Below are 24,146 nucleotides of genomic sequence, written 5' to 3'. Positions count from 1 at the left end.
TGGCTGAGGATCAGTGTCCGCGCATTAGCTTCATACATACCTGAGGCTCGCCCTCTACGGCTCTGCACGGCGCACACTGTTCAAAGCCGAACTTGCGCACGGTTGCCTTCGAGGCAGCATTCTGCGGATGGGTCAGGATATAGATACATTCCGCATTAAGATGTGTGAAGCACGTATTAAGTAGAACAGGCAAGGCCTCCGATATATAGCCCTGTCCCCAATAGTCCTTCCAGATGTCATAGCCGATCTCCACCTGCTTCCGCTCCGGGTCCCAGTAATGATAGCCGCAGGTGCCGATGAAGGCACCGGTCTCCCGGTCAAACATCCCGTAGCGGTGGTGGCCTTTGCCTTCAGGCTGGGCATAGTGCTCAATGATTTCGACAGCTTCGTTATAATCGCATGGCGGCTCACTGAAATATCTGCACATGTCCGGGTCCGAGAATTGCTTGTAGACAGCATCGGTATCCTCCAGATTGAGCAGGCGGAAATGTAGTCGTTTGGTATATAAGGATTCAGATAGATTCATTGTGTTCTCTCCTGTTCATGAAAAATTGTTTTTGATTGAATTATGTATATTTATGGTATAATATGTATTTATGTGGCGAATAAGGAGGGGCTAGAGTGGGAGAGTTGAAACTAGATAACATAGATAACCTTGATTCACTTACAAACATGTTGAGACTAACCTTTGCGAACGAAGATTGGCATAATATGATTGGAGTTGCCGACAGGCTCTACGAAGCGTCTAGTTTTTTGTACTACTATCAGCTTAGCCAGTCCTCCCGCCAATCGCCTCACGACAGGCCCTTAATCTACTACCTTGGTTATTCACAGCTATGCAAGGGGGTTGCTTATGAGAAATTAAAAAGATATTCAGAATCAAGAGATTGCATCCTGAAATATAAAGATCTTTCATGGGTCAAAGGTGTAGAGGAAAATGACAAGTTTATTATACAAGATTTTAGTATATTTGCTCTAGGAAATACATATACCATTGACTTGATGGAAGGCAAAGAGGAGGTGCTCAAAGAATATGTTCAGTATTTAAAGCAATATCCGAGAGAGATTATTGCCGGAATGGTCACAATCTTTGAGTGTGCTATTAAAAAGAGTTTATCCATAGAGTGGATTCTAACAGATTTGTCTGACGAGTTGAACGCTATTGAGACTTATCCGGATAATAAAATAACAGCAAGATATTTAATGAGATATTTGTGCCTGTTTTCACTATATAAATATTATCAGGAAGATTATAAAGATGCGATTGATAAGAACCTGGAAGCTCTAGCGTCAAGTGTAGTTCTTGGAGATAACATATCAATAAAAAAATTGTTAGCTCTTTTTGAGTCGTTTAGAGAATTTGCTAATAGTGAACAGATTCTAAGGTACCAGAAGCAATTGAAAAAATTTCTAGAATACTGATAGATGAAAAAAGACAGTAATAAAGCTCGCCTTGCAGAGATGCAGGGCTTTTTTGCAATAAGTAGGTTGTTAATGTATGGTAAAATATAAGCTGCTTACAAACATTGAAAGGGGTGTGCCTATGAGGTCAACCAGATGGACAAAAAGCCTGGCAGCCGCACTTGCCTCTGCACTGGTATTGACAAGCACCGGAGTTACTGTTCTTAGCGCCTTCCCGCAGAAGATCGGGGCAGCGGCAGTGAAGCCTACACCGGCCTTCAGCTTATTTGAACAGAGATTGCAGAAGCCGTCCTCCCTTGGCCTGGCTCAAGCTACGCTGGTCAACCGGATTAGTCAGATGACGCAGCAGGAGGCCAATCTGGCGGTATTGCATCTGGAGAATGCGCTGAAGGCTTACCTGCCTACGGCAACCAAACGTCTGAGTGCGCCTGTCGTTCAACTGAATATCAAGAGTATATATACTCCGGGGATGCCTATGGCGCTGGCGCGCTCCAAGGTGAGACAGGCTGAGGTGCGTATCGTATTGCAGGACCTGGAAGGGATGGGCTACAAGCTGGTACAGGACGAAGACTTTGTACCCGCTATTCCCTATAAAAGCTTCAAAGTCTTCAAGCCATATGTCAGCAAGGACTTGCAGTCCTATATCGATCTGATGGCCGCAGAGTCGGAGCAGCCGATGGTGGCTGGCGGAAGATTGCAGGCGGACTGGTATGAAGTCATAGAGCGGGCTGTGCAATATGAGGATTTTGTGGAGACATATAAGAGCTCTAACCGCGCTGCAGCGATGACAGAAGCGCTGGATCGGGCCAAGCGGATTGTGTTCAACGGAACGGCCAAGACCCCGTTGTTCGACAAGAAGACACAGGTCATGCTGGAGCAGGCGGCAATCGCTTACGAGAATACCTTGTCTGAGGCTGGCCCCGAGAGAATTGAAGGCAGCCGACTGCTGACTCAGCTGGATGAATTCCTGGTACTGCTGGAGAAGAACGGTGACCGGCGGACGCAAGCCGTCATTCATTTCCTGGACGCCCTGTAGAGCGTCATATATCACAGAACATGTCAGGAATTCCCTTTATAATGTAAGCGTTATCTATTGATGGCGTTCATTACAAGGTAAAGGGAGGAAGACGGCTTGAGTGTCCCGAAGGTTTCCTTTAACATGCTGGTATTTATCGGTTTCAGTCTTCAGTATGCAATGATGCATTTGTTGTCTGCAGGTGAGGTGATCGTGATTTCATCCGCTGAGCTTATCCTTTATATGGTGCTTACCTGTGCCGGGCTGGGCAGGTACTTCCGGAGGCGGAGGCAGGTGCTGAATGAGCGGGGCTGCGGGGCGACTGGGCTTTTTTTCAGCGTGTTATGGACGGTCTCGCTCTGCTCCCAGTTCCGCAAGGAGAATTATCCTGATGCCCTCACTGTTATTAATTCACTAGGCGTGTCAGCGGCCGGGCTGATTCTGCTCACAGAGATTGTGATTCTGTTCAAGGCTTGAGCTTAGTATAGGAAGTGTAAGGGAATGCAACCGGCGGGTCCGGGCATTCCCTTTTTGCAAATATAAGAATTTATGTGTTGCACACGATAACTTATCCTTATATTTCTCGCTGAAACGATACCGTCCTTAAAAAGGACGGCAAAGCCGTTTCTGCTTGGTGTAATGAATCTATGAAATATGTACGGTGCGGCTACAACTGCTGATTTTGATTTTACAATTCCTGAAAGACTATATTCATGAGTTCTATTTTCAGGGTCTGGATCGCTTCTTCCCGCGGCATCATGATGAACCTGGATAAATATTCGATGTCAACCGAGAACAGGCTAAGGATATCCTCCATGGAGGCTTTATCTCCGTTTTGTGCTTTTTTCACAGTCTCGACGAATGGGCAAGAACTTGCTTCAGAACTTCCAGTCCCTTGCGTTTCCATTTGCTAACCCCCTGTTGAGTCATCTGCAGCTCGGCCGCCACCTCATGCTCCGGCATCCCTTCAATCACTGTCCGCTTGATGATATACCTGCACTTGTCCCATGGAATCGTATTCAGAAGCTCATCGACGAACAGATCCGAGACCACCATGCTCTCAAAGCTGTTGTCATAGACTTGATTGTCGTAGAGCGGCTTGCTCTCGCGTATCAGCTGAATGCGAGTCTTGTACTGGATTCTCCATGCGGAGCGCTTCAACAATGTTCTGCAGGTCTCGACGAGTTCATCGTCACAGGTAACCATAACTATATTCCTCCCCATGTTCAGTTGTACTGGATCAGACAGGTTCAGCGGCGCCTGTTCCCCCAGGCCGGACATACCTCCCGCTTCCCCTTGTATAACAAGTAAAATATTCCATAGATTCCACAACTGACAAAAACATAAATTTACATGATTACTATTTTTCTAGCGAAAGTTGTAAGAATAATCTCCTAATTACCATTTACTACGAGAAAGTGTAGGAATAGATTGTCGAATTCTCATTCTGGAGGCGATGGTGATGAAGGATTACAGTACAGCGGAGATGGTCAATACGATTCTAACCGTGCTGGTCATTCCGCTGCTGGGCTTGCTGGCGAAGTCATTGATTACGTATCTGAAACGGGAGATTGCCGGGCTGGAGCAGCGGATCGGGAACGAGTCGGTGAACCATCTGTTGAACCAGGCGGCTGATGCGGTTGAATCCGCAGTGATTGCCGTGAATCAGACCTTCGTGGAGACGCTTAAGCAGCAGGGCGATTTCAATGCAGAGGCGATGGAGAAGTCCTTCCGTATGGCCAAAGAGAAGGCGCTGATTCTCCTGGGGGAAGCGGCCAAGAAGGAGCTGAAGCTGGTCACCGGTGATCTGGAGGCATGGATTGAGGCCAAAATCGAAGTTTATGTGAACCGCAACAAGCAGTTGTAAAAACGGGTCCCGAGTTCCCTTTGATTAGTAAAGGAGGATAAAGCTTCGTCAGAGCAGGTAAAGCTCACTATTACAAAAGTTAGGGGATGCATGATGAAACATTCAAAACGCAAACGGAAGCATGTGCAGCAAGGAAGGTTAGGTGTAATCGGCAGATGGCTGTGTCTCGCCCTTCTGATCCTGATGCTGGCGCCCGGCGCCGTGTTCGGTTCGGAGAAGTGGCCCCCGGACGGGGCACCGCACCAGGAGGCAGGGACAGCCTATGCAGCGGTATACGGGACAGAGCCTCCCGCACCGGAGCAGCTGACCGCACCTTCGGTCAAAAATTCAGTCTACCAGTCCGTCTATCAATCGGTGTATGAGCTGGACCCGACGCTGGGGGTGATTATACACCGTGGAGCATACCAGCTGAACCTGCTGGCTGCGGTCAATGTAGAGGGAACGATGAACGCGGTATCGCCGCTGCTTCAGCAGATGCGGTTGGCGCAGGCCTCGGGTGTCATTCCGGGCGGACGCGGCTTCATGCTTCCGCAGGTCGTTGCGGTCAAAGACCCGGCGGGGAATCCGCTGGCCGGAGTTCCGGTCACGTTCACCGTCTCGGAGGACAGTACCATTACAGCGGTTATGCGCGGGCTGAACAGCACTGCTATTACAGTGTTCACGGATGAGAACGGATATGCCACTGCGGCTAACAACTATACCGGTTATATCGGGGAAGGCTATCAGGTCTACTCCAAAAGCACCGGGGTTATCAAGACGATGGAGGTACGGGCCACCGTGCCGGGACTTACGCCTGTAAGCTTCAAAGTGGAGATCGGGTCGGTTGGCTCCAATCTGGTCGATACCACGCCGCCTTCGATCAGAGCTACAGCCACGACGGATGCAGGTACGCCTTATATTGCCGGGACCTGGACCAGCCATTCGGTGACCGTCCATTACACGGCAGAGGATACCTTGTCGGCGATCAAATCACTGACACCGGATCAGAAATTCACGGCGGAGGGTGCGGGCCAGACCGCAACCGGCAAGGCCGTGGACAGTGCAGCCACCAGTGATGAGGACAAGAACCATTATTCCATAGCCACCTTTGGCCCTATTAACATTGATAAAAGCGCTCCGGTTACAGAAGTCACAGTAACGGGGGCCGATTCCGGGGCCTGGGGCCAGGGAAAAGCAGCCCTGCAGTTCACTGCGGCGGATCAATATTCCGGGGTGGAGGCCGTCTATTACAAGCTGGGTGAGCAGGAGGCCGTGCGGACTGCCGGCTCTAGCGCTGCGCTGGAGCTGGAGGAGGAAGGGGTGACTACCGTCAGCTATTGGGCGGTTGACCATACAGGGAATGCGGAGGCCCCACGGACTGCAGTGGTGCAGATTGACAAGAGCGGTCCGCTCATCTCCAGTATCCTCAGCCCGGAAGCCAATGACAAGGGCTGGAACAGTACGGATGTCACCGTCTCGCTCACTGCTTCAGATGCTCATTCCGGGGTGAAGGACATTCACTACAGACTGGGCGCTGACGGAGAGGAACAGATTGCGGCAGGGAGCCCGGTATCGTTCACGGTAACAGCCGAGGGGATTACCCCTATTGAATTCTGGGCGGTTGACCATGCGGGCAATCTGACGCCTGCCCAGAAGACGGAAGTGAAGATTGACAAGACGGTTCCGGTGATCACGGTTCCGGCAGACATCACAATGGAAGCCAAAGCGGTACGTACGCCTGCCGATATTGGCCAGGCCACGGTCCAGGATATTTCCATCCCGGATGTAACCCTGACGAACGACGCCCCGGCGGATTATCCAATCGGTACAACAACCGTGAAGTGGACTGCGGTCGACCCGGTAGGGCTTACCTCCTCCAAGGTGCAGCGGATCACCGTGAAGGATACCACGAAGCCGGTACTTACGGTACAGGGAGATATTGTAGTGGAGGCTACAGCGGTGAAGACGCCTCTGGTAGTCACGGGAGCATCGGCGACCGACATCTTCCCGGTCATTGTAGTGAACGATGCGCCGAAGGAATTCCCCATTGGCCCGACCACCGTCACCTGGACGGCAACGGATGCCAACAGCAATGTGGTTACCGCTACACAGAAGGTTACTGTAGTAGACAGAACCAAGCCGGTGCTGACGGTTCCGGCCAACATTACGAAAGAAGCGGTAGGCCGGAGAACAGCTGTGGATACAGGGAAGGCAACGGCGACAGATATTTTCAAGGTGAATATTACGAATAATGCGCCTGAGAACTATCCGGTAGGCGTGACCAAGGTGAGCTGGACGGCCAAGGATGAGAACGGCAACGTCTCTACGGCAGATCAGATCATCACAATTACCGATACGACCAAGCCTGTACTGACCATTCCGGCGGATATCACGGTGGAAGCCACGGCAAGACGGACGAAGGTGGACATCGGGCAAGCCGAAGCAACCGATCTGTTCGATGTACTCTTAACCAAGGATGCTCCGGCCGATTATCCGGTAGGAACTACCAAGGTGACCTGGACAGCGACAGACGAGCATGGCAATGTCTCGGAGGCTATTCAGCGGATCACGGTTACTGACAAGACGGCTCCGGTGTTAACCGTTCCGGCAGATATTACGGCCGAAGCGACTGGCATAAAGACGCCGGTGGAGCTGGGAGAGGCGTCGGCTGCGGATATTTTCAAGGTGACCATTACTAATAATGCCCCGGACAGCTATAGCTTCGGGACTACCGTGGTTACCTGGACAGCTACGGATGAGAACGGCAACAGCACGAAGAAGACGCAGACGGTCAAAATTATAGATACCACCAAGCCGCTGGTCACACTGCCGGGCGACAAGACGGTGGAAGCGTCCGCAGAGCGGACCAAGGTGGACATCGGCGAGCCGGTGGTAACGGAAATCTTCCCGGTTACGGTTAAGAATGATGCCCCGGCGGATTATCCGCTTGGCCTGACCAAGGTAACTTGGACGGTGACGGATGAGCATGGTAATGCCACCACCGGAACCCAGCAGATTAAGATTGTGGATACCACGAAGCCGGTCCTGACGGTGCCGGAGGATGTTACGGTGGAGGCGACAGCGGTCCGATCCAAGGTCGATCTGGGCAAGCCTGCAGTATTCGACCTGTTCAAAACCACTCTGGTGAATGACGCGCCTGAGGACTTCCCGGTGGGTACAACGAAGGTGACCTGGATGGCAACGGACCTGAGCGGGAATGTGGCCATTGGGACGCAGAAGGTGACGGTTACGGATACTACCGCGCCTGTACTTCAGCTCCCGGCAGATGTCAAGCTTGAGGCAACGGCTATCCGGACTCCGGTTGTGACGGGAGAGGCTACAGCCACGGATATTTTCCCGGTTACTGTAACCAGTAATGCGCCTGAGGATTATCCGGTCGGTGTCACAGAGGTGACCTGGACGGCGAAGGATGCGAACGGCCTGGTCACTACAGGCAAGCAAAAGGTGACGGTAGCAGACACCACGCTGCCGATCCTGACGGTTCCGAAGGATATCAGCGTTGAGGCTACCGGGGTGAACACACCGGTTCAGATTGGCCAGGCTACGGCTACCGATCTGTTCCCGGTCACGGTGACCAGCAATGCTCCGGCCGGCTATCCGCTCGGCAAGACGATTGTTACCTGGAAGGCAACCGATGCGAACGGCAACACCAGCACGGGAACACAGACGATTACAGTGACTGACACAACTGCTCCGGCCATAGCGGATCTTCCCGATTATGTTGCGGAAGCGACTGGACAGTTGACGCAGGTAGAGCTGCCGGCTCCGGCGGTTACGGATATTTTTGCGCTTGCCGCAGTGACCAGTGATGCTCCGGCCTCCTTCCCTGTTGGCGTCACAGAGGTGACCTGGACAGCGAAGGATGTGAACGGCAATGTGTCCACGAAGGTGCAGAAGGTTAAGGTCGTGGATACCACCAAGCCGGTGCTGAAGCTGCCCGCCGATAAGACGGTGGAAGCGACGGCAGTGAAGACTCCGGTGGAGATTGGCGAAGCGACAGCCACGGATATTTTCAAGGTAACAGTGAAGAGTAATGCCTTGGAGGCTTATCCGCTGGGCGTAACGGAAGTGACTTGGACCGCCACTGACGAGAACGGCAATGTAAGTACTGGTGTGCAAAAGATTACGGTGGTGGATACAACCAAGCCGGTGCTGAAGCTGCCCGCCGACAAGACGGTGGAAGCGACGGCAGTGAAGACTCCGGTGGAGATTGGCGAAGCGACAGCCACGGATATTTTCAAGGTAACAGTGAAGAGTAATGCCTTGGAGGCTTATCCGCTGGGCGTAACGGAAGTGACTTGGACCGCCACTGACGAGAACGGCAATGTAAGTACTGGTGTGCAAAAGATTACGGTCGTGGATACCACCAAGCCGGTGCTGAAGCTGCCCGCCGATAAGACGGTGGAAGCGACGGCAGTGAAGACTCCGGTGGAGATTGGCGAAGCGACAGCCACGGATATTTTCAAGGTGACAGTGAAGAGTAATGCCTTGGAGGCTTATCCGCTGGGCGTAACAGAAGTGACTTGGACCGCTACTGACGAGAACGGCAACGTAAGTACTGGTGTGCAAAAGATTACAGTGATGGATACCACCAAGCCGGTGCTGAAGCTGCCCGCCGATAAGACGGTGGAAGCGACAGCGGTGAACACTCCAGTGGAGATTGGGCTGGCGACAGCCACGGATATTTTCAAGGTGACAGTGAAGAGTAATGCCCTGGAAGCTTATCCGCTGGGCGTGACGGAAGTGACTTGGACCGCCACTGACGAGAACGGCAATGTAAGTACTGGTGTGCAAAAGATTACGGTCGTGGATACCACCAAGCCGGTGCTGACAGTGCCGAAGGATCTGACAGTGGAAGCTACAGCGGTACAGACTCCGGTTGAAATCGGGCAGGCTGTGGCAGAGGATATTTTCCCAGTGACCCTTACATCGGATGCTCCGGCCGATTATCCGCTCGGAACAACGACAGTCACCTGGAAGGCTAAGGATGCGAATGGAAACGAAATTACCGGGGTACAGCGGATTACAGTGAAGGATACCACACAGCCAGTGCTCAAGTTCAAAGGATCTCTGCAGGTAACCCGGGAAGCAACGGCTCTGGCAACGCCTGTAGAACTGGAAGTGCCGGGAGTGCTGGACCTCTTCCCTGTTACACTGACGACAGATGCTCCGGGCTGGGAGGAAGAGCAGAATCTGGCCGTTTCAGAGGACAGTATTACTGCGAATTTCCCGCTGGGTGTAACTAAAGTGACCTGGACTGCCACAGACAGCAGCGGTAACGCTGTGGTTGGCGTGGTGACAGTGACCATTGTGGACACAACGAAGCCGGTACTGAAGCTGCCAGCCGACAAGCTGGTGGAAGCGACAGCGGTGAAGACTCCGGTCGAGATTGGCGAAGCGACAGCGACGGATATTTTCAAGGTGACAGTGAAGAGCAATGCTCCTGAAGCCTATTCACTGGGCGTAACAGAAGTAATCTGGACGGCTACCGATGAGAACGGCAACGTAATCACAGGTGTGCAAAAGATTACAGTCGTGGATACGACGAAGCCGGTACTGAAGGTGCCAGCCGACAAGACAGTGGAAGCGACAGCGGTGAAGACTCCGGTCGAGATTGGCGAAGCGACAGCGACGGATATTTTCAAGGTCACAGTGAAGAATAACGCCCCAGAAGCCTACACGTTAGGCGTAACAGAAGTAATCTGGACAGCCACGGATGAGAACGGCAACGTAATCACAGGTGTGCAAAAGATTACAGTGGTCGATACCACCAAGCCGGTGCTGAAGGTGCCCGCCGACAAGACGGTGGAAGCGACAGCGGTGAAGACCCCGGTCGAGATCGGCGAAGCGACAGCGACGGACATTTTCAAGGTGACAGTGAAGAGCAATGCTCCCGAAGCCTACGCGTTAGGTGTGACTGAAGTCGTCTGGACGGCCACGGATGAGAACGGCAATGTGATCACAGGTGTGCAGAAGATTACAGTAGTCGATACCACCAAGCCGGTGCTGAAGGTGCCCGCCGACAAGACGGTGGAAGCCACAGCGGTGAAGACCCCGGTCGAGATTGGCGAAGCGACAGCGACGGATATTTTCAAGGTGACAGTGAAGAGCAACGCTCCCGAAGCCTACGCGTTAGGCGTAACAGAAGTCGTCTGGACAGCCACGGATGAGAACGGCAACGTAATCACAGGTGTGCAAAAGATTACAGTCGTGGATACGACGAAGCCGGTACTGAAGCTGCCAGCCGACAAGAAGGTGGAAGCCACAGCGGTGAAGACTCCGGTGGAGATTGGCGAAGCGACAGCGACGGATATTTTCAAGGTCACAGTGAAGAATAACGCCCCCGAAGCCTACGCGTTAGGCGTAACAGAAGTCGTCTGGACGGCCACGGATGAGAACGGCAACGTAATCACAGGTGTGCAGAAGATTACAGTGGTCGATACCACCAAGCCGGTGCTGAAGGTGCCAGCCGACAAGACGGTGGAAGCCACAGCGGTGAAGACTCCGGTCGAGATCGGCGAAGCGACAGCGACGGATATTTTCAAGGTGACCGTGAAGAGCAACGCTCCCGAAGCCTACGCGTTAGGCGTAACAGAAGTCGTCTGGACAGCCACGGATGAGAACGGCAACGTAATCACAGGTGTGCAGAAGATTACAGTGGTCGATACCACCAAGCCGGTGCTGAAGGTGCCCGCCGACAAGACGGTGGAAGCGACAGCGGTGAAGACTCCGGTCGAGATCGGCGAAGCGACAGCGACGGATATTTTCAAGGTGACAGTGAAGAGTAATGCTCCCGAAGCATACGCGTTAGGCGTAACAGAAGTCGTCTGGACAGCCACGGATGAGAACGGCAACGTAATCACAGGTGTGCAAAAGATTACAGTGGTCGATACCACCAAGCCGGTGCTGAAGGTGCCCGCCGACAAGACGGTGGAAGCGACAGCGGTGAAGACTCCGGTCGAGATCGGCGAAGCGACAGCGACGGATATTTTCAAGGTGACAGTGAAGAGTAATGCTCCCGAAGCATACGCGTTAGGCGTAACAGAAGTCGTCTGGACAGCCACGGATGAGAACGGCAACGTAATCACAGGTGTGCAAAAGATTACAGTGGTCGATACCACCAAGCCGGTGCTGAAGGTGCCCGCCGACCTTTCTGTTCCCGCTACAGGAGCGAAAACGGTTGTGAATCTGGGCCAAGCGCAGGCCAGCGATATTTTCGGAGTTACAGTGAAAAACGATGCTCCGGCTGACGGCTTCCCGTTAGGCAAAACCGCAGTCACCTGGACCGCAACCGACAGTAACGGCAATGTTACCACAGCCGTGCAGTATGTAACCGTGACTCAGACGTTCAAGGTTCAATCTTATAACGCCAGCAGAAGCAGTAATACCAATACGATTTTTCCGCGAATCAGCTTTGAGAATACCAGTAAAACCACCCTGCAGCTCTCCGGCATCAAGCTGAGATACTACTACACCATTGACGGGGAGAAATACCAGAGCTTCTATACGGACTATGCCAAGGTATCCGGCTCCGGTATGAGGGTCATTCAGCCGTATGTCACCGGAAGCTTCCAGAAGACGGCCGGCAAGACCGGCAGTGATTATTACCTGGAAATTGGTTTCACCAGTGGAGCAGGCAGCCTGAAGCCGGGTGAAACGGTAGAAATCCAGTGCCGGTTCTGGAAGTCAGACTTCTCTAATTATTATCAGCCGAATGATTATTCCTTCAATGCTCTAGCAACAGGGTTCACTGATACGAGCAAAATTACGGTCTACTCGTCAGGCAATCTGATTGCGGGGCTGGAGCCGTAAACGAGGCAGGTATAGCCTATGCCGCTCCCGGGCTGCTTCCGGAAGAACAGTTGCAGCCCGGAGCCGGCAAAAGCAAGCCAGAGATCAACCAGCTTCATTCCGGGGGTACAATATGCCAGACGACATGAATGAAATCCTTCAACGGTTGACCCGTGTAGAGACCAAGCTCGACATCATGAACAGTGCAAGGGATATTGCGCTGGAGGCGATGCAGAGCAGCAAATCCGCCCATTTGCGGATGGATGAGATGCGTGATGAGCTGTCCAGATTGAAGCTTAGGCAAGGAGAGAATCAGCGCTGGCTGGTAGGGACCATCATTAGCAGCGCGGGGATGTGTATTGCTGCAGCAGGACTGCTGATGAAAATTTTAATAGGGTAGGGTAAGAAACGGGATACGGATGAATGATCTAAGGGGAAAGGAGAGGGTGGAATGGCCAAAGGTTTCGATTGTGCAACACCGCTGACGCGGGCAGTGGCCAGGAAATTCCGTGAGGATGGCTACGAGTTCGTATGCCGTTACCTCGTACCGTCCGGCTGGAAAAGGTTAACCCAGGCCGAGGCGGAAGCGATTAGCTCAGCCGGGCTGCAGATTGTCTCAGTCTATGAAACAACCGCCAGCCGGGCGCTGGGAGGACGGACCGCCGGTCTGACGGATGGGGCGATCGCTGCACAGACAGCATTATCGGTTGGACAGCCCGCAGGAAGCCGGATCTACTTCGCGGTAGATTTCGATGCATCTGCGAAACAGATGGATACTGTAATTCAATATATCAGCGCGGCGGGTGAAGCCGCCCGGAATTACCAGTCGGGAGTCTATGGCGGTATAGCCGTTATTGAAGCCGCGATGGCTGCAAGGGCCTGTACCGGCTTCTGGCAGACCTATGCCTGGAGTAAAGGCCGGAAAGCGGAGGGTATTCACATTTATCAATATGATAACGGCCCGAAGGGATTGGGCCAGCCCATCCACGGAGTCAATGTGGATCTCAACCTGTCGAGCGGAGAGGCGGGCTGGTGGAATACATTGTCGGCTGCTGCGCCTGTGCCCGGCAATGCCAACGGGGAGGGGAAGGACTATATGTTGAAGAAAGAGGATGCAGATAAGATGATCGCTTTTCTTCAAGCTGCCTATATGGTTGCGGGCAATGCCGAATCCGGGAAGGAATTTCACCGGCTGGCGAATGAACTGCGTCTGGCTTCCGGGCAAAAAGCGACACTGAATCGTTAGCCGTTCAGTTCATAGCCTAATCATAAGCCGCCTTCGGGTGGCTTTTTTGCCGTACCGGAATGCTGTGACCGGTCGTACAATTATTTAACAAAAATTCAAAAATAGAATTATTTGCACCTCCGGATGTAAAAATCGCTATGGATTTTACTTTATCTATAGGATCGATTTTGTACAGAGGGGGGACTCGATTTGCAGACCCAAGCAACCGTGAATAAGGAACAGGAAAAAAGCTCCGGCAGACGTAAGCCTTACAGCAGCCCGCCGGTGTTCGTTCGTCCGGCCGCTGTGAAGCCGCCGGACCCGGTAGAGATTATCCGGCGCATCCGCCAGAATCCGGCTTCCTTAAGCCGTGAAGACAAGCTGGCGCTCCAGCGCACACTGGGCAACCGGGCTGTTGTTCAATTGTTAGCCAGTCTGAAGGAGGAGGGCAAGAAGAAAGAGCAGGCGGAAGCCGGGGCCCAAGCGGCCGGACAAGGCCCGAGTGGGCCTGTTGATACTAAGACCGAAGCCAAAGCGGATTCACCGGAGCCGGCGCAGGAGGATGCAGAGCGGTCGAGCGCTCCGGCTGAAGTCAAGATGCAGGGCAAGGAGGAGCCGGATGTTAAGGCAGTGAGCGCACCTGTGCCTGTTACACAGGCTAAGTCTTCAAGTGAAGCGGCCTCTTCCGGTCCGGGAGCCGCCGTTAAGAAGACCGTGGCGGCTGTCCAGCCGAAGGCGGCAGCGAAGCCTGCTGTTGCCCGGCAAGCAGCGGACGGGCCAGCAGCAGCCCAAAAAGCTGAAGAGACTACAGAGGCCGCTCCAACTGAAGAAGAAGCGAAGGACGAAGCGAAGGAAGAGCAAGCTACTGAAGCTACACCTGCCAGAGAGGCCAGGAAGTCAGAGGCGTCCGGGAAGGGCGACGCTGCGGGGCAAGGGAAGGCGGCTGCAGAGGGCAAGGGAGCCGGTACGCCGAAGAAGGCGGCCAAGGAGCCCTCGCTGGGAGCAGCGCTTGGCGCCTTGGCCGGCGGCGGGAAGGAGAAGCCGGCGAAGGGCAAGACGGTGAAGATCAGCGGTGAAGACCCGGGGCAGATTCTGGATCAGCTGACCCGGGTGCAGCCCACGGAGCTGGGCGACGCCTATGCCCAGGCGGTGAATGTCTCGGCCGGAGCGTTCGCGAAGCAGAACCAGAAGGCTAAGCAAGGGCTGCCTGCGGTTCCCGTTCCCACCGGGCTGAAGGGAAAGGTACTGCAGGCCCGGAGGAAGCCGGCAGGTTTGAAGCACACGGTGAAGGAAGGCTTCAAGAGTGAGCGCACCGGCGGGGCAGTGAATCCGGGTCACCTGGATACAATGACCATCCGCTCTTCCGGTTCGGGTGACAATCCCGAGGCAATCATGAGCGAGATCCGTTCCGCTGCCGCCCAGCCGCCGGGCATCAGCATGACCGGCGAGGCCGATCCGGCGCAGATGGACGGCATGGGCCAGGAGGCCTCCCGGGAGGTGGGTGCAGCCAAGCAGGCGGAGCTGGGCCAGATCCAGCAGCCTTGGGGCGAGAATGACATCTATCCCGAACCGGATGGCACCGTGGTGAAAGCTGCGGCGGGGCTGAAGGGCGGGCAAGCGCCCGGAGCCAAGAAGCTGCCGGCCCTGGCGCTGCCCGCAGAGATGACTGCCGGTCTGAACCGCAGCCTGGCCCCGGAGATGAAGAAGCAGCTGGGCGCCAAGCAGGCGGAATACAAGAAGGAGCAGGCGAAATTTGACAGCAGCGTGCTGAGCTCCAAAGCGGACAGCCAGGCGCAGATCCGGCAGGCGGAGACGGAGGCCAGGAATAAACAGCTCAGCCAGCAGGCGGGGGCCAAAGCAGAGGTCACCCAGCTGCGGGGCGAATGGAAGAAGGAGCTGGACGCCGCCGAAGCGGATTATTCGCAGCAGGCCGGAGCCGCCGCCCAGCAGAAGAAGAAGGAGATCAACACTGTCCGCACCGACAAAGAGCGGGAAGCGCAGAAGAAGCAATCCGAGGCGGAACGGGAGGCGACCCAGGCCTACAGCAAGGCCAAGAAGGAAGCGGACAGCAAGCATGAGGAGGAAAAGGCCAAGGAAGAGAAGAAGGGGGCTTCCTCGGCTGGGTGAAGGATAAGCTTGAAGCCGTAGTGAATCTGGTCAAGAAAGCGGTCAATTTCATCTTTGAGGGGCTGCGGAAAGCGGTCAAATTCATTTTTGAGAAAGCGAAGCAGGCGGTGCTGGGCATTATTGAACTGGGCCGCCGGCTGATCACCACCCTGATCAAGGGCTTAGGCGCACTGCTGAAGAAGCTGGTGTCCGTGGTCTTTGCCAAATTCCCCGGCATTGCCGCCAAAATCTGCAGCAAAATCGACAGTGTGGTCAACAAGGCTGTCCAGGCCGTGAACCAGCTGGCGCAGAAGCTGAAGACCAAAGTCACACAGGTCATGGATTTCCTGGCCGCCAAGGTGGATCAGGCGCTGGCCGCGGTGCAGAACTTCTACTCCAAGCTGATCTCCACCCTGGGCAGTCTGCTGATTGCCACGTTCCTGGATGTGATGTCCCGGATCGGCGCGCTCGGCCAGGCGGCGAAGCGTTCCTTCAGCCATCTGGAAGGCAAGATGTGGGAGTATCTGCTGGGCGTAGATATTTCGAAGCCGATGGGCGGCGGAGCTGTGGAAGGCGGGGAAGTAGAGCAGGCGGAGGGAGCTGGTGCTGGTGCAGCAGCGAACGAGAAGCTGAGCGCCGAGGACATTGAGATGGAGTCGGTGGAGCAGGGCGAAATGGACCCGGCACTGGTGCAGGAAGCCAATCTTAAGGATGGGGAAACGAAGGAGATGCCCGGCAGCCGTGACCCGGCCACGATGGACAGCATAATGGCCGAATTCGACACCGGGGCAGCGAAGCAGAGCCTTGGCGGCAAAATAGCAGACGGAGCCAAGCTGCGCGCGAACAATGCGAAAATGCTGTTTGACCAAATTAAATCATATGTAATAAAATGGATGAAGGCCCATGGTTTACAGATTATTGCAGGTATCGCGGGAGTATTGGTTGTGGCTGGCGTTGCTTTTGTCGCCACGGGCGGGGCCGTTACGGTTCTCATTCCCCCGATCCTTAATATCATTACGGTTGTCATGCAGGCTCAGGCGATTGTGTCTGTCGCACAGAGCCTGGCGCAAGCCGCCGGCTACATCGGGACCTACCTGAGCCAGGGCTGGCAGAAGATGATTGAGCCTGCCGCGATAGCGCTCGCCGCTGCACTGGCGATGGGACTGGTTGAGCTGGCGATGGCAGTTGGCTTCAAGGCCATCGGGGCCGGCGTGAAGAAAGCCGGACAAGCTGTCAAGAAAGGCGCCGGCGCGGCAGCCAGCGGTGTGAAAAACGCTGTAGGCGCAGGTGCCAAAGGCATCAAGAGCCTGCTGAAATCCGGAGCCAAGCTGGCCTCCAAGAGCGGCAGCATGATCATACGTAACGGTAAAATCGTGATTAAGAGCCTGCAAAAGGGGCTCATGAAGGGGGCCAAAAAGCTCCGGGGCCTGCTGGACCGGATTCTGCAGAAATTCAAGTTCAAGAAGTTCAAGCTGGAGCGCAAGGGCAAGCATATCCGTCTATATGGCGAGGTTAATCCTTGGGTGCTGCTGGCTGATGGAACGATTCAAGAAGTTGATAGTCTGGATGGAAGAAAAGCAGGGATCAGTACTCAGGCTGAACTGGATAAGATTAAGAGTCTGAAACCATCTGAGAGAATTGATATTTATAATAGAGCAGTCGCCAAACCAGATGGTAAGATTGATTTTGATAGTATTAAATTGCCTGATACTGATGTTCCTCCGGCATTCAAACAGACCGAGTTTGCTAGTTCTTATCAAGATAGATTACATCAAACACCTGGTAAAAAGAATGTAAAAGTAAGCTTTGAGGCAACTAGAGGTGAATCATTGGCTACTCTCAAGCAACCCGCAGATCCAAAATTAAAACAAATACTAGATGATGCTGGAGTTAAGGGAATCGAATACAAAAACTCGGTTCCTGACTTCTCGCCTGTTGCAAAAGCTCAGGTGGAAGTAGATCATATGCTAGGGGGAGTAGGGGGTATGGGGAAAAAGGCTCGACGTATTAATTTTGCCCAAGCGGATTTAAAATTAGTTGATCAGCTTAATGCCTCCCCTGAATTAGCACGTCGGTTTGGAATGAAAGCAGGATCAATTAAAAGATCAGATGTAGCAAAATATCGAAATAGAAACGGTTTAACTTGGCATGAGCTAAATGATGTAAAAACTCTACAGCTCGTTCCCACAGAGATCAATGATACATTTGGACACCTGGGTGGGGTAGGGGAAATAAATGCAGGAGCATTTGAGTTTGGTGGATTTGCTAATAAATAAAGAGGAGGCATTGGAATGATTATAGATGATGAGATTTTTGGTGAACTGAACTATGAATTTGGTTGGACAAAAGATACCACTATTGAATTTTTTGGAAAGGAATATGAGATATCAATAATGATTGATGGTGAAGAAGATGAAGAGATTGATGAAGAACAATATGAATCATATTCTTCATTAATGCAACATTGGGGGGAGTTGCAGCATAGTTTCATAGACGCAATTTTGAAATATTATATTCAGAAGAGACATGAGCTTGGTTATGATGTGGAAGTTAATGAAAGTTATCCGTTAATTACATCGACAGATCAATTATTAAATTATATATCATTGTCAGGAATAACTATTCCGTTTCCAGACATTAATGAAGGCAGAGATATAGGGATTACGTTTGATTGTACTTGGGATAACGAGAATGGCTTGGGTCTTCGTGTAGTTAATGAACAAGTTTTAAAAGTCGGCTATCAGGATGTGGCAATTTAACCGTCATATTTATAAAATGGACGAATTTCTGAGATATCAAGGGGAAACCAATATCTATCAAGAAAAGAGTGTATTGTGGGAAATTCCATAATGCACTCTTTTTTATTTATCTCAAAGTTTGAAAATTCTCTCCCCTCCCCCAGTTGTATTCCCCCGTCCAAAACTTACTTTATAGATGAGCAAGAAAATATAGAGTGAGGAACGAAACTGCCGATGAAATTCAAAAGATTGGCCAGAACCTTTCGTCTGGGGGCTGCGGAAGCTGACGTTATTGTTGAGCGGGACGAAGCACCTGCTCTGCAAGTAATCACTCCTGCTGCAGCTCCCGAATCAGACCTTGCACCGCCGTATACCTCGAACCACGAGCATCTGGCCGAGGAGCTGCAGCGGTTGCAGCTGCGGCTGCAGCTCAGGCTGCTGGAGGCGCCGCCGGGTTCTTCTGAGCTGGCGCTGCTGGACAGTGAGATCCATGAATTGCTGGATGACGGTACCGGGAATGAGCGTACAATAAGTCAGCTAACATCGGAAATTAGTCATCTGGAGCAGCGGATCTCTGCCCGGCTGAAGGCCAGCCAAGGGGCAACCTCGGGGCAGTCCGGTGGCACCGCTCCCCGCCTGATGCTCCCGCATGTGGCTTCCAGGCTCAGCCTGTCAGGGCTTGAGCTAAGCATCCTGGTGGCCTGCCTGGCACCGGAGCTGGATTCCAAGTACGGGCGCATCTACGCGTACCTGCAGAACGACATGTCGGACAGGCGGCCGTCGGTGGAGCTTGTGCTGGATTTGTTCGCCGGGACAGCGGAGGAAGAGCGATTGGCGGCCCGCCTGCTGTTCGAGGGAGATGCGCCGCTGATGAAGCTGCTGGAGCGGCGGGGGGAATACGGCGACAGCCTGAGCCCCCTGCTGGCTCGGCCGCTGAAGCTGGAGGACTGGGCGGTAAGCCTGCTGCTTGGCTACGAGGTGCTGGACGAGCGTCTGCGGGAGACGGCAGAGCTCTGCCTGGTGCCGCTTCCGGCGCAGACCGGCTTCCCGCCGGAGCTTGCGCAGAAGCTGCTCCGGTTCGTGCAGCATTACAGCAGCGGCGGGGCGCGCAGCCCCGGCAGCCTGCTCTACTGCAGCGGCCCGGATGAGGCCGCGAAGCGCAGCGGCATCCGCAGGGTCTGCAGCCAGCTCGGGTACTCTGTGCTGACGGTGGATATTGCGAAGCTGCTGCACCCGGAGGCGGAGTTCAGCGGGCGGCTGAGACTGCTGGGACGGCACGCGATGCTTGCGCAGGCGGCGCTTCTCTTTACCGGCTTCGACAGCATCGTCACCGGAGATGACCGCTACAGTCTGCAGATACGCCTCCTGATGGAGATGCTGGCAGCCTGTGCACCGCTGACGTTCATTCTGGGAGAAGCGCCGTGGGGAGTCAGCCTGACCGGGCTGCCCCTGCAGTTCATGCAGCTCGACCTGCCCTTCCCGGATGCGGCCGCCCGCAAGACGATCTGGTCAGACTTCAGCCGGGAATACTGGCTGTCTCCGGAGGTCGACCTGGAGGAGCTCAGCGGCAGCTTCCGCTTCACCGCCAGCCAGATCCGGGGGGCGCTGAACGCAGGTGAGAGCCTCGCGTGGTGGAGAGGCTCCCCGGAGGGGGAGATGAGCGCAAGCGATCTCTACCAGGCGTGTTACTTCCAGTCCAGCCGCAGAATCCAGACGCTGGCTGACAAGATCCAGGCCATGTATACCTGGGACATGCTGGTGCTTCCCGGGGAGCAGTTGAACCAGCTTAAGGAAATCTGCCGCCAGGTGAAGTACCGGGCGCTGGTCTATGGCGAGTGGGGCTTTGCAGGACGGCTCTCCCTCGGCAAAGGGCTCAACATCCTGTTCTCCGGCCCGCCGGGCTCGGGGAAGACGATGGCGGCCGAAGTCATTGCGACAGAGCTGAGCCTGGAGCTCTACAAGATCGATGTCTCGCAGATTGTGAGCAAATACGTCGGGGAGACGGAGAAGAATCTGTCGCGGATTTTCGATGAGGCGGAGACCTCGAACGCCATTCTCTTTTTCGATGAAGCGGATGCCTTGTTCGGCAAGCGCTCAGAGGTCAAGGATGCACATGACCGGTATGCCAATGTCGAGATCAGCTATCTGCTGCAGAAGATGGAGGAATACACGGGGATTGTCATTCTGGCGACCAATCTGAATCAGAATCTGGATGATGCCTTTGCGCGCCGGCTGCACTTCAAGCTGGAGTTCCCGTTCCCGGAGAAGCCGCAGCGCGAGCTGATCTGGCGGGGGATGTTCCCGGCGGGCGCGCCGCTTGATCCGGGAATCGACTATGACTTCATGGCGGAGAAGTTCATGCTGGCCGGGGGGAACATCAAGAACATTGCCTTGAATGCGGCTTTTTATGCGGCGCATGAGGGCTGTCCGATCGGGATGAAGCAGATTATGCTGGCCGCCAAAAGAGAATATCTCAAGCTGGGCCGGACCTTCCTCCAGTCGGATTACGCTCCCTATCACACACTGATTGAGGTGAAATAAGCATGGCCGTGGATAACGGTACGGTAATAAGAGATGTCAGCACCAGCCTGAAGGCGCTGCTCAAGGCGCATGTGCCCGAGCTGAACGATGACAGCTTCATCAGCTTTGGTTCACCGAGCGACATTGACAGCTCCACGATGAAGCTCTCGATGTGCTTGTATTATCTGAGCCATAGCCCGAGTATGCGCAACAGCGAGAAGGAGGAGACCGCCGGGACGAATCAGTTCGCGTATCCTCCGGCTTATCTGGATTTGTATTATCTGCTCACGCCGTATGCCAAGGACAGAGAGACCGAGCAGCTGATTCTGGGCCGGATCTTTCAGCTGTTCCATGAGCATCCGGTGCTCAGCGGCACGGATCTGAAGGGCAATCTGGCCGAATGCGGCAATGAGAAAATCCGGATCTCCTACAACAACCTGACCATTCAGGATATCAAGCAGCTGTGGGAGGTATTTCCGGGGAAGCCGGCCAAGGTCAGCCTGTCCTATCTGGTATCGCCGGTGCGGCTGCCTGCGGATAAGACAATGACGATTCCGCGGGTTCAGGTGAAGGAACTGGGCATCCATCCCATTTAGACTGGCAGGCCCGGGCTCCTGCGGCGAAGGGAGTGATTCATGGAGGGAACTTATTGCACAGCCCGTTCAGAAGCGAGCTCAGATGCAGCGCAGGAAGCAAAATGAACAGAAACACAGGTTAACCAAACTTTAGGAGGGTAAGAGATGGCAAATTATCTGTCGCCAGGAGTGTATGTAGAGGAAGTCTCAAGCGGGGTCAAGCCGATTGCCGGCGTGGGCACCTCAGTAGGGGCATTTGTCGGGATCGCCGAGAAAGGCGTAATCGGCAAAGCGGTGCTGGTCACGAACTGGAGCCAATTCGTCAACGAATTCGGCCAATTCATCCCCAATGGCTATCTGGCTTATGCCGTGTATAACTTTTTTGCGGAAGGCGGCACTTCGTGCTACGTGGTCAGAGCAGCGCCTAAGGACATTCAGCCTGCGGCCCTGACGGTCAGAGACACGGACAACCTGGATCTGTTCAAGGTGGTGGCACGCTCCGAAGGGGAGTGGGGCAACCGGATTTCGGTCAAGATCAGCCAGTCCTCCAACAAGCAGCAGTTCGGCTTCAAGATGGTTGTGCAGTATATGCTGGACAGCGAGTTTGACGATGAATACTCCGGTGAGGATGAGGATGGCAAAATCGTCGAAATTTTCGACAACATGCTGCTGATCAATTTCGAGGAGAAGATCAATCAGGTGTCCGCTTTTGTCAAGGTGAAGCCGCTGGTCGATCTGACCATTCTGGAGAACATGGAGAAGACGCCGGCCTTCAATGAGGCAGCACTGTCGCTGAGCGGCGGGGTGAACGGGATGTCACCGATTGATTTCCTGGGCGATTCGGACAGCCGGTCGGGGATTCACGCGTTCGATACCCTGGACAACATCAACATTGTAGCGGCGCCGGACCTTGCGGATATGGCCTACAGCCGGGGCACGATCCTGGACATGCTGAACTACTGCAAGCTGAGAAAAGACTGCATCTTCATCGTAGATCCTCCGCACGGCTTAAGCCCGCTGGAAGTGAAGGATTTCAAGGAAGGCGCGGGCGATTACTCGGGCAATTCCTTCAACACCTCTTATGGTGCGCTGTATTATCCATGGGTCTACATTAACGATCCGCTCACCGGAAAGCAGAAGCTGGTGCCGCCTTCAGGCGCGATTGCCGGAACCTATGCCTATGTCGATTCCGTGCGTGGTGTCCACAAGGCACCGGCAGGTACAACGGACGGCTATCTGGATTCCGTCGTCGGCATTGAGAAGGTTATCACCAAGGCGGAGCAGGAGCTGCTCAATCCGGGCGGCATCAACGTGATCCGTTCCCTGCCGGAAGGCATTTGCGTCTGGGGGGCCAGAACGCTGTCCTCCGATTCGGAATGGCACTATGTCAACGTGCGGCGCCTGATGATGTACATTGAGGAATCGCTGGACGAGGGCAGCCAGTGGGTGGTGTTTGAGCCGAATGACCCGAGCCTGTGGGGCAAGGTGAAGCGCAATCTGACGGCCTTCCTGACCCGGGTGTGGAGAGACGGTGCGCTGTACGGGACTACGCAGGAGGAAGCCTTTTTCGTCAAAGTGGACGAGGAGAATAACCCGCCTGCCGTGCGGGATGCAGGGCAGCTGATTATTGAGGTGGGCGTGGCCCCGGTCAAGCCTGCTGAATTCGTAGTGATCCGGGTCAGCCAGAAGACCCTGTCCAAATAAGAGATTGAGAGGAGACTAATCCCATGGCAACCGGCAAAAGATTGGACCCATACCGCAATTACCGCTTCCGGGTGGTGATTGACGGGATTCAGACCGCAGCCTTCGCAGACGCAACGATTCCAGATACGTCCACAGAGGCTGTAGATTACCGTGAGGGCATCGACGCCCCCCATTCACGCAAGCTGTCCGGCTTAACCAAATTCGGCAACATTACCTTGAAAAAAGGGCTGACCGACTCCCTGGAGCTCTACAACTGGCGCAAGTCGATTGAAGACAAGGGTGCGCTTAAGAACCGCAAGAGCTTGTCGATCATCCTGGTGGATGAGGAAGGCAATGACAAGGCCCAGTGGGATATCCTTGAAGCCTGGCCGATCAAGTATGACGTCAGCGCCCTCAGCGCCAAGGGCAACGAGGTCTCCGTCGAATCGATGGAGCTGGTGCATGAAGGCGTCCGCAGAGTGAGATAGTCTTCCGGCTCCCCGTCATTTGCGGATTTGATGTCATACGCCAACATAAACGATAGGACGGTATGGACATCAAATTCACAGCGGGGAATACGGAGGGAAAAGCGGAAGCATGCCGGGGCAGCGCCAATGTGCTGAAGAAGAAACGGAGGAAATTATGGAACTTTTGCAAACGGAATTCAACTTCACCCTGCCTAAAGGGTATGTGGATGAGACCGGTACGCTGCATAAGCAGGGCACCATGCGTCTGGCGACCGCAGCCGATGAGATTACGCCGCTCCGGGATTCCCGGGTCCAGCAGAACCCTGCCTACCTGACAGTGATTCTGCTCTCGCGGGTTGTCACCACACTGGGCGGGCTGGGCATGATTACACCGCGGGTGATTGAAGAATTGTATACGGCGGATTTTGCCTATTTGCAGGAGATGTATAACCGGATCAACCAGAGCGGTAGTAATGCGGTCCAGGCGGTCTGCCCCAAATGCGAGCAGCGCTTCGAGCTTGAGCTGGAGCCGCCGGGGGAATAATCGGCTACCCCCTTGACCGCCTCTACGAGGAGGTAGCCTTTCTGACCTACTATCTGCATTGGGACTATACTGCTGTGCTGAACCTGGAGCATGCCGAGCGGGAACGCTGGTGCAGCGAGGTCAGCAAAATCAACCAGAAGCTGAGCGGCGGGGAAGAGAAGAAGAACTTCTTTGAGGTGTAGGAGAGGATAAC

At 54.1% G+C, this 24,146-nt stretch carries 19 protein-coding genes; 16 read left to right on the top strand and 3 right to left on the bottom strand.

Annotated features, from left to right (window positions below; genetic code table 11):
- Nucleotides 1–10 precede the first annotated feature (10 nt).
- Nucleotides 11–526: a GNAT family N-acetyltransferase gene (locus MHI24_RS03980; protein ID WP_340024274.1), complete on the bottom strand. Its 516-nt coding sequence runs from the start codon at nucleotides 524–526 to the stop codon at nucleotides 11–13.
- A 95-nt stretch (nucleotides 527–621) separates the two neighbouring features.
- Between MHI24_RS03980 and MHI24_RS03975 the strand changes: the two genes are divergently transcribed.
- From MHI24_RS03975 to MHI24_RS03965, 3 genes are all read left to right on the top strand, one after another.
- Nucleotides 622–1,422 (top strand): hypothetical protein, encoded by an 801-nt coding sequence (locus MHI24_RS03975; protein ID WP_340024273.1) that lies wholly within the window; start codon nucleotides 622–624, stop codon nucleotides 1,420–1,422.
- 121 nt (nucleotides 1,423–1,543) lie between these two features.
- Complete coding sequence (locus MHI24_RS03970; protein WP_340024272.1) at nucleotides 1,544–2,458, top strand: hypothetical protein; 915 nt, start codon at nucleotides 1,544–1,546, stop codon at nucleotides 2,456–2,458.
- A gap of 96 nt (nucleotides 2,459–2,554) precedes the next feature.
- Nucleotides 2,555–2,914, top strand: a complete 360-nt coding sequence (locus MHI24_RS03965) for a hypothetical protein (RefSeq protein WP_340024271.1) — start codon at nucleotides 2,555–2,557, stop codon at nucleotides 2,912–2,914.
- Nucleotides 2,915–3,125: 211 nt separating this feature from the next.
- Here the strand turns inward: MHI24_RS03965 and MHI24_RS03960 are convergent, their stop codons facing one another.
- Together MHI24_RS03960 and MHI24_RS03955 are read right to left on the bottom strand one after the other, a co-directional pair.
- Nucleotides 3,126–3,254, bottom strand: coding sequence for a hypothetical protein (locus MHI24_RS03960; protein ID WP_340024270.1), 129 nt, complete (start codon nucleotides 3,252–3,254; stop codon nucleotides 3,126–3,128).
- 29 nt (nucleotides 3,255–3,283) lie between these two features.
- Nucleotides 3,284–3,718, bottom strand: coding sequence for a sigma-70 family RNA polymerase sigma factor (locus MHI24_RS03955; RefSeq protein WP_340024269.1), 435 nt, complete (start codon nucleotides 3,716–3,718; stop codon nucleotides 3,284–3,286).
- Nucleotides 3,719–3,899: 181 nt separating this feature from the next.
- Between MHI24_RS03955 and MHI24_RS03950 the strand changes: the two genes are divergently transcribed.
- From MHI24_RS03950 to MHI24_RS03890, 13 genes are all read left to right on the top strand, one after another.
- Nucleotides 3,900–4,304 carry a hypothetical protein gene (locus MHI24_RS03950; protein WP_340024268.1) on the top strand — a complete coding sequence of 135 codons (405 nt, stop codon included), beginning with the start codon at nucleotides 3,900–3,902 and terminating at the stop codon, nucleotides 4,302–4,304.
- Between the two features lie 93 nt (nucleotides 4,305–4,397).
- On the top strand, nucleotides 4,398–12,116 hold the full coding sequence (locus MHI24_RS03945; protein WP_340024267.1) for an HYR domain-containing protein: 7,719 nt from the start codon (nucleotides 4,398–4,400) through the stop codon (nucleotides 12,114–12,116).
- Nucleotides 12,117–12,228: 112 nt separating this feature from the next.
- On the top strand, nucleotides 12,229–12,495 hold the full coding sequence (locus MHI24_RS03940) for a hemolysin XhlA (RefSeq protein WP_340024266.1): 267 nt from the start codon (nucleotides 12,229–12,231) through the stop codon (nucleotides 12,493–12,495).
- A gap of 51 nt (nucleotides 12,496–12,546) precedes the next feature.
- Nucleotides 12,547–13,341, top strand: coding sequence for a DUF1906 domain-containing protein (locus MHI24_RS03935; RefSeq protein WP_340024265.1), 795 nt, complete (start codon nucleotides 12,547–12,549; stop codon nucleotides 13,339–13,341).
- 189 nt (nucleotides 13,342–13,530) lie between these two features.
- On the top strand, nucleotides 13,531–15,447 hold the full coding sequence (locus MHI24_RS03930) for a hypothetical protein (RefSeq protein WP_340024264.1): 1,917 nt from the start codon (nucleotides 13,531–13,533) through the stop codon (nucleotides 15,445–15,447).
- A 107-nt stretch (nucleotides 15,448–15,554) separates the two neighbouring features.
- A complete protein-coding gene (locus MHI24_RS03925) occupies nucleotides 15,555–17,702 on the top strand; it encodes an HNH endonuclease (protein ID WP_340024263.1) in 2,148 nt (715 codons plus the stop codon).
- Nucleotides 17,703–17,717: 15 nt separating this feature from the next.
- Nucleotides 17,718–18,185, top strand: coding sequence for a DUF2004 domain-containing protein (locus MHI24_RS03920; RefSeq protein ID WP_340024262.1), 468 nt, complete (start codon nucleotides 17,718–17,720; stop codon nucleotides 18,183–18,185).
- A 213-nt stretch (nucleotides 18,186–18,398) separates the two neighbouring features.
- On the top strand, nucleotides 18,399–20,705 hold the full coding sequence (locus MHI24_RS03915; RefSeq protein ID WP_340024261.1) for an ATP-binding protein: 2,307 nt from the start codon (nucleotides 18,399–18,401) through the stop codon (nucleotides 20,703–20,705).
- A 2-nt stretch (nucleotides 20,706–20,707) separates the two neighbouring features.
- Entirely contained in the window at nucleotides 20,708–21,280 is a 573-nt protein-coding gene (locus MHI24_RS03910) for a DUF4255 domain-containing protein (protein WP_340024260.1), read from the top strand.
- 144 nt (nucleotides 21,281–21,424) lie between these two features.
- On the top strand, nucleotides 21,425–22,963 hold the full coding sequence (locus MHI24_RS03905; RefSeq protein ID WP_340024259.1) for a phage tail sheath C-terminal domain-containing protein: 1,539 nt from the start codon (nucleotides 21,425–21,427) through the stop codon (nucleotides 22,961–22,963).
- Nucleotides 22,964–22,986: 23 nt separating this feature from the next.
- Nucleotides 22,987–23,430 carry a phage tail protein gene (locus MHI24_RS03900; protein WP_238652826.1) on the top strand — a complete coding sequence of 148 codons (444 nt, stop codon included), beginning with the start codon at nucleotides 22,987–22,989 and terminating at the stop codon, nucleotides 23,428–23,430.
- A 154-nt stretch (nucleotides 23,431–23,584) separates the two neighbouring features.
- Entirely contained in the window at nucleotides 23,585–23,953 is a 369-nt protein-coding gene (locus tag MHI24_RS03895; protein ID WP_340024258.1) for a hypothetical protein, read from the top strand.
- Nucleotides 23,954–24,027: 74 nt separating this feature from the next.
- Nucleotides 24,028–24,135, top strand: coding sequence for a DUF6760 family protein (locus tag MHI24_RS03890; RefSeq protein ID WP_340024256.1), 108 nt, complete (start codon nucleotides 24,028–24,030; stop codon nucleotides 24,133–24,135).
- Nucleotides 24,136–24,146 lie beyond the last annotated feature (11 nt).

The sequence above is a fragment of the Paenibacillus sp. FSL K6-1096 genome, from assembly GCF_037977055.1.
GTDB lineage: Bacteria > Bacillota > Bacilli > Paenibacillales > Paenibacillaceae > Paenibacillus_AQ.
Note: the sequence above shows the minus strand (reverse complement) of the source record. Positions and strands in the feature narration are given on the sequence as shown.

Coding starts and splice junctions, on each gene's coding strand:
- MHI24_RS03955 (WP_340024269.1), bottom strand. CDS start 3,718: ATGTCCGGCCTGGGGGAACAGGCGCCGCTGAACCTGTCTGATCCAGTA.
- MHI24_RS03970 (WP_340024272.1), top strand. CDS start 1,544: ATGAGGTCAACCAGATGGACAAAAAGCCTGGCAGCCGCACTTGCCTCT.
- MHI24_RS03910 (WP_340024260.1), top strand. CDS start 20,708: ATGGCCGTGGATAACGGTACGGTAATAAGAGATGTCAGCACCAGCCTG.
- MHI24_RS03900 (WP_238652826.1), top strand. CDS start 22,987: ATGGCAACCGGCAAAAGATTGGACCCATACCGCAATTACCGCTTCCGG.
- MHI24_RS03960 (WP_340024270.1), bottom strand. CDS start 3,254: ATGGAGGATATCCTTAGCCTGTTCTCGGTTGACATCGAATATTTATCC.
- MHI24_RS03915 (WP_340024261.1), top strand. CDS start 18,399: ATGAAATTCAAAAGATTGGCCAGAACCTTTCGTCTGGGGGCTGCGGAA.
- MHI24_RS03895 (WP_340024258.1), top strand. CDS start 23,585: ATGGAACTTTTGCAAACGGAATTCAACTTCACCCTGCCTAAAGGGTAT.
- MHI24_RS03935 (WP_340024265.1), top strand. CDS start 12,547: ATGGCCAAAGGTTTCGATTGTGCAACACCGCTGACGCGGGCAGTGGCC.
- MHI24_RS03980 (WP_340024274.1), bottom strand. CDS start 526: ATGAATCTATCTGAATCCTTATATACCAAACGACTACATTTCCGCCTG.
- MHI24_RS03905 (WP_340024259.1), top strand. CDS start 21,425: ATGGCAAATTATCTGTCGCCAGGAGTGTATGTAGAGGAAGTCTCAAGC.
- MHI24_RS03920 (WP_340024262.1), top strand. CDS start 17,718: ATGATTATAGATGATGAGATTTTTGGTGAACTGAACTATGAATTTGGT.
- MHI24_RS03945 (WP_340024267.1), top strand. CDS start 4,398: ATGAAACATTCAAAACGCAAACGGAAGCATGTGCAGCAAGGAAGGTTA.
- MHI24_RS03940 (WP_340024266.1), top strand. CDS start 12,229: ATGCCAGACGACATGAATGAAATCCTTCAACGGTTGACCCGTGTAGAG.
- MHI24_RS03950 (WP_340024268.1), top strand. CDS start 3,900: ATGAAGGATTACAGTACAGCGGAGATGGTCAATACGATTCTAACCGTG.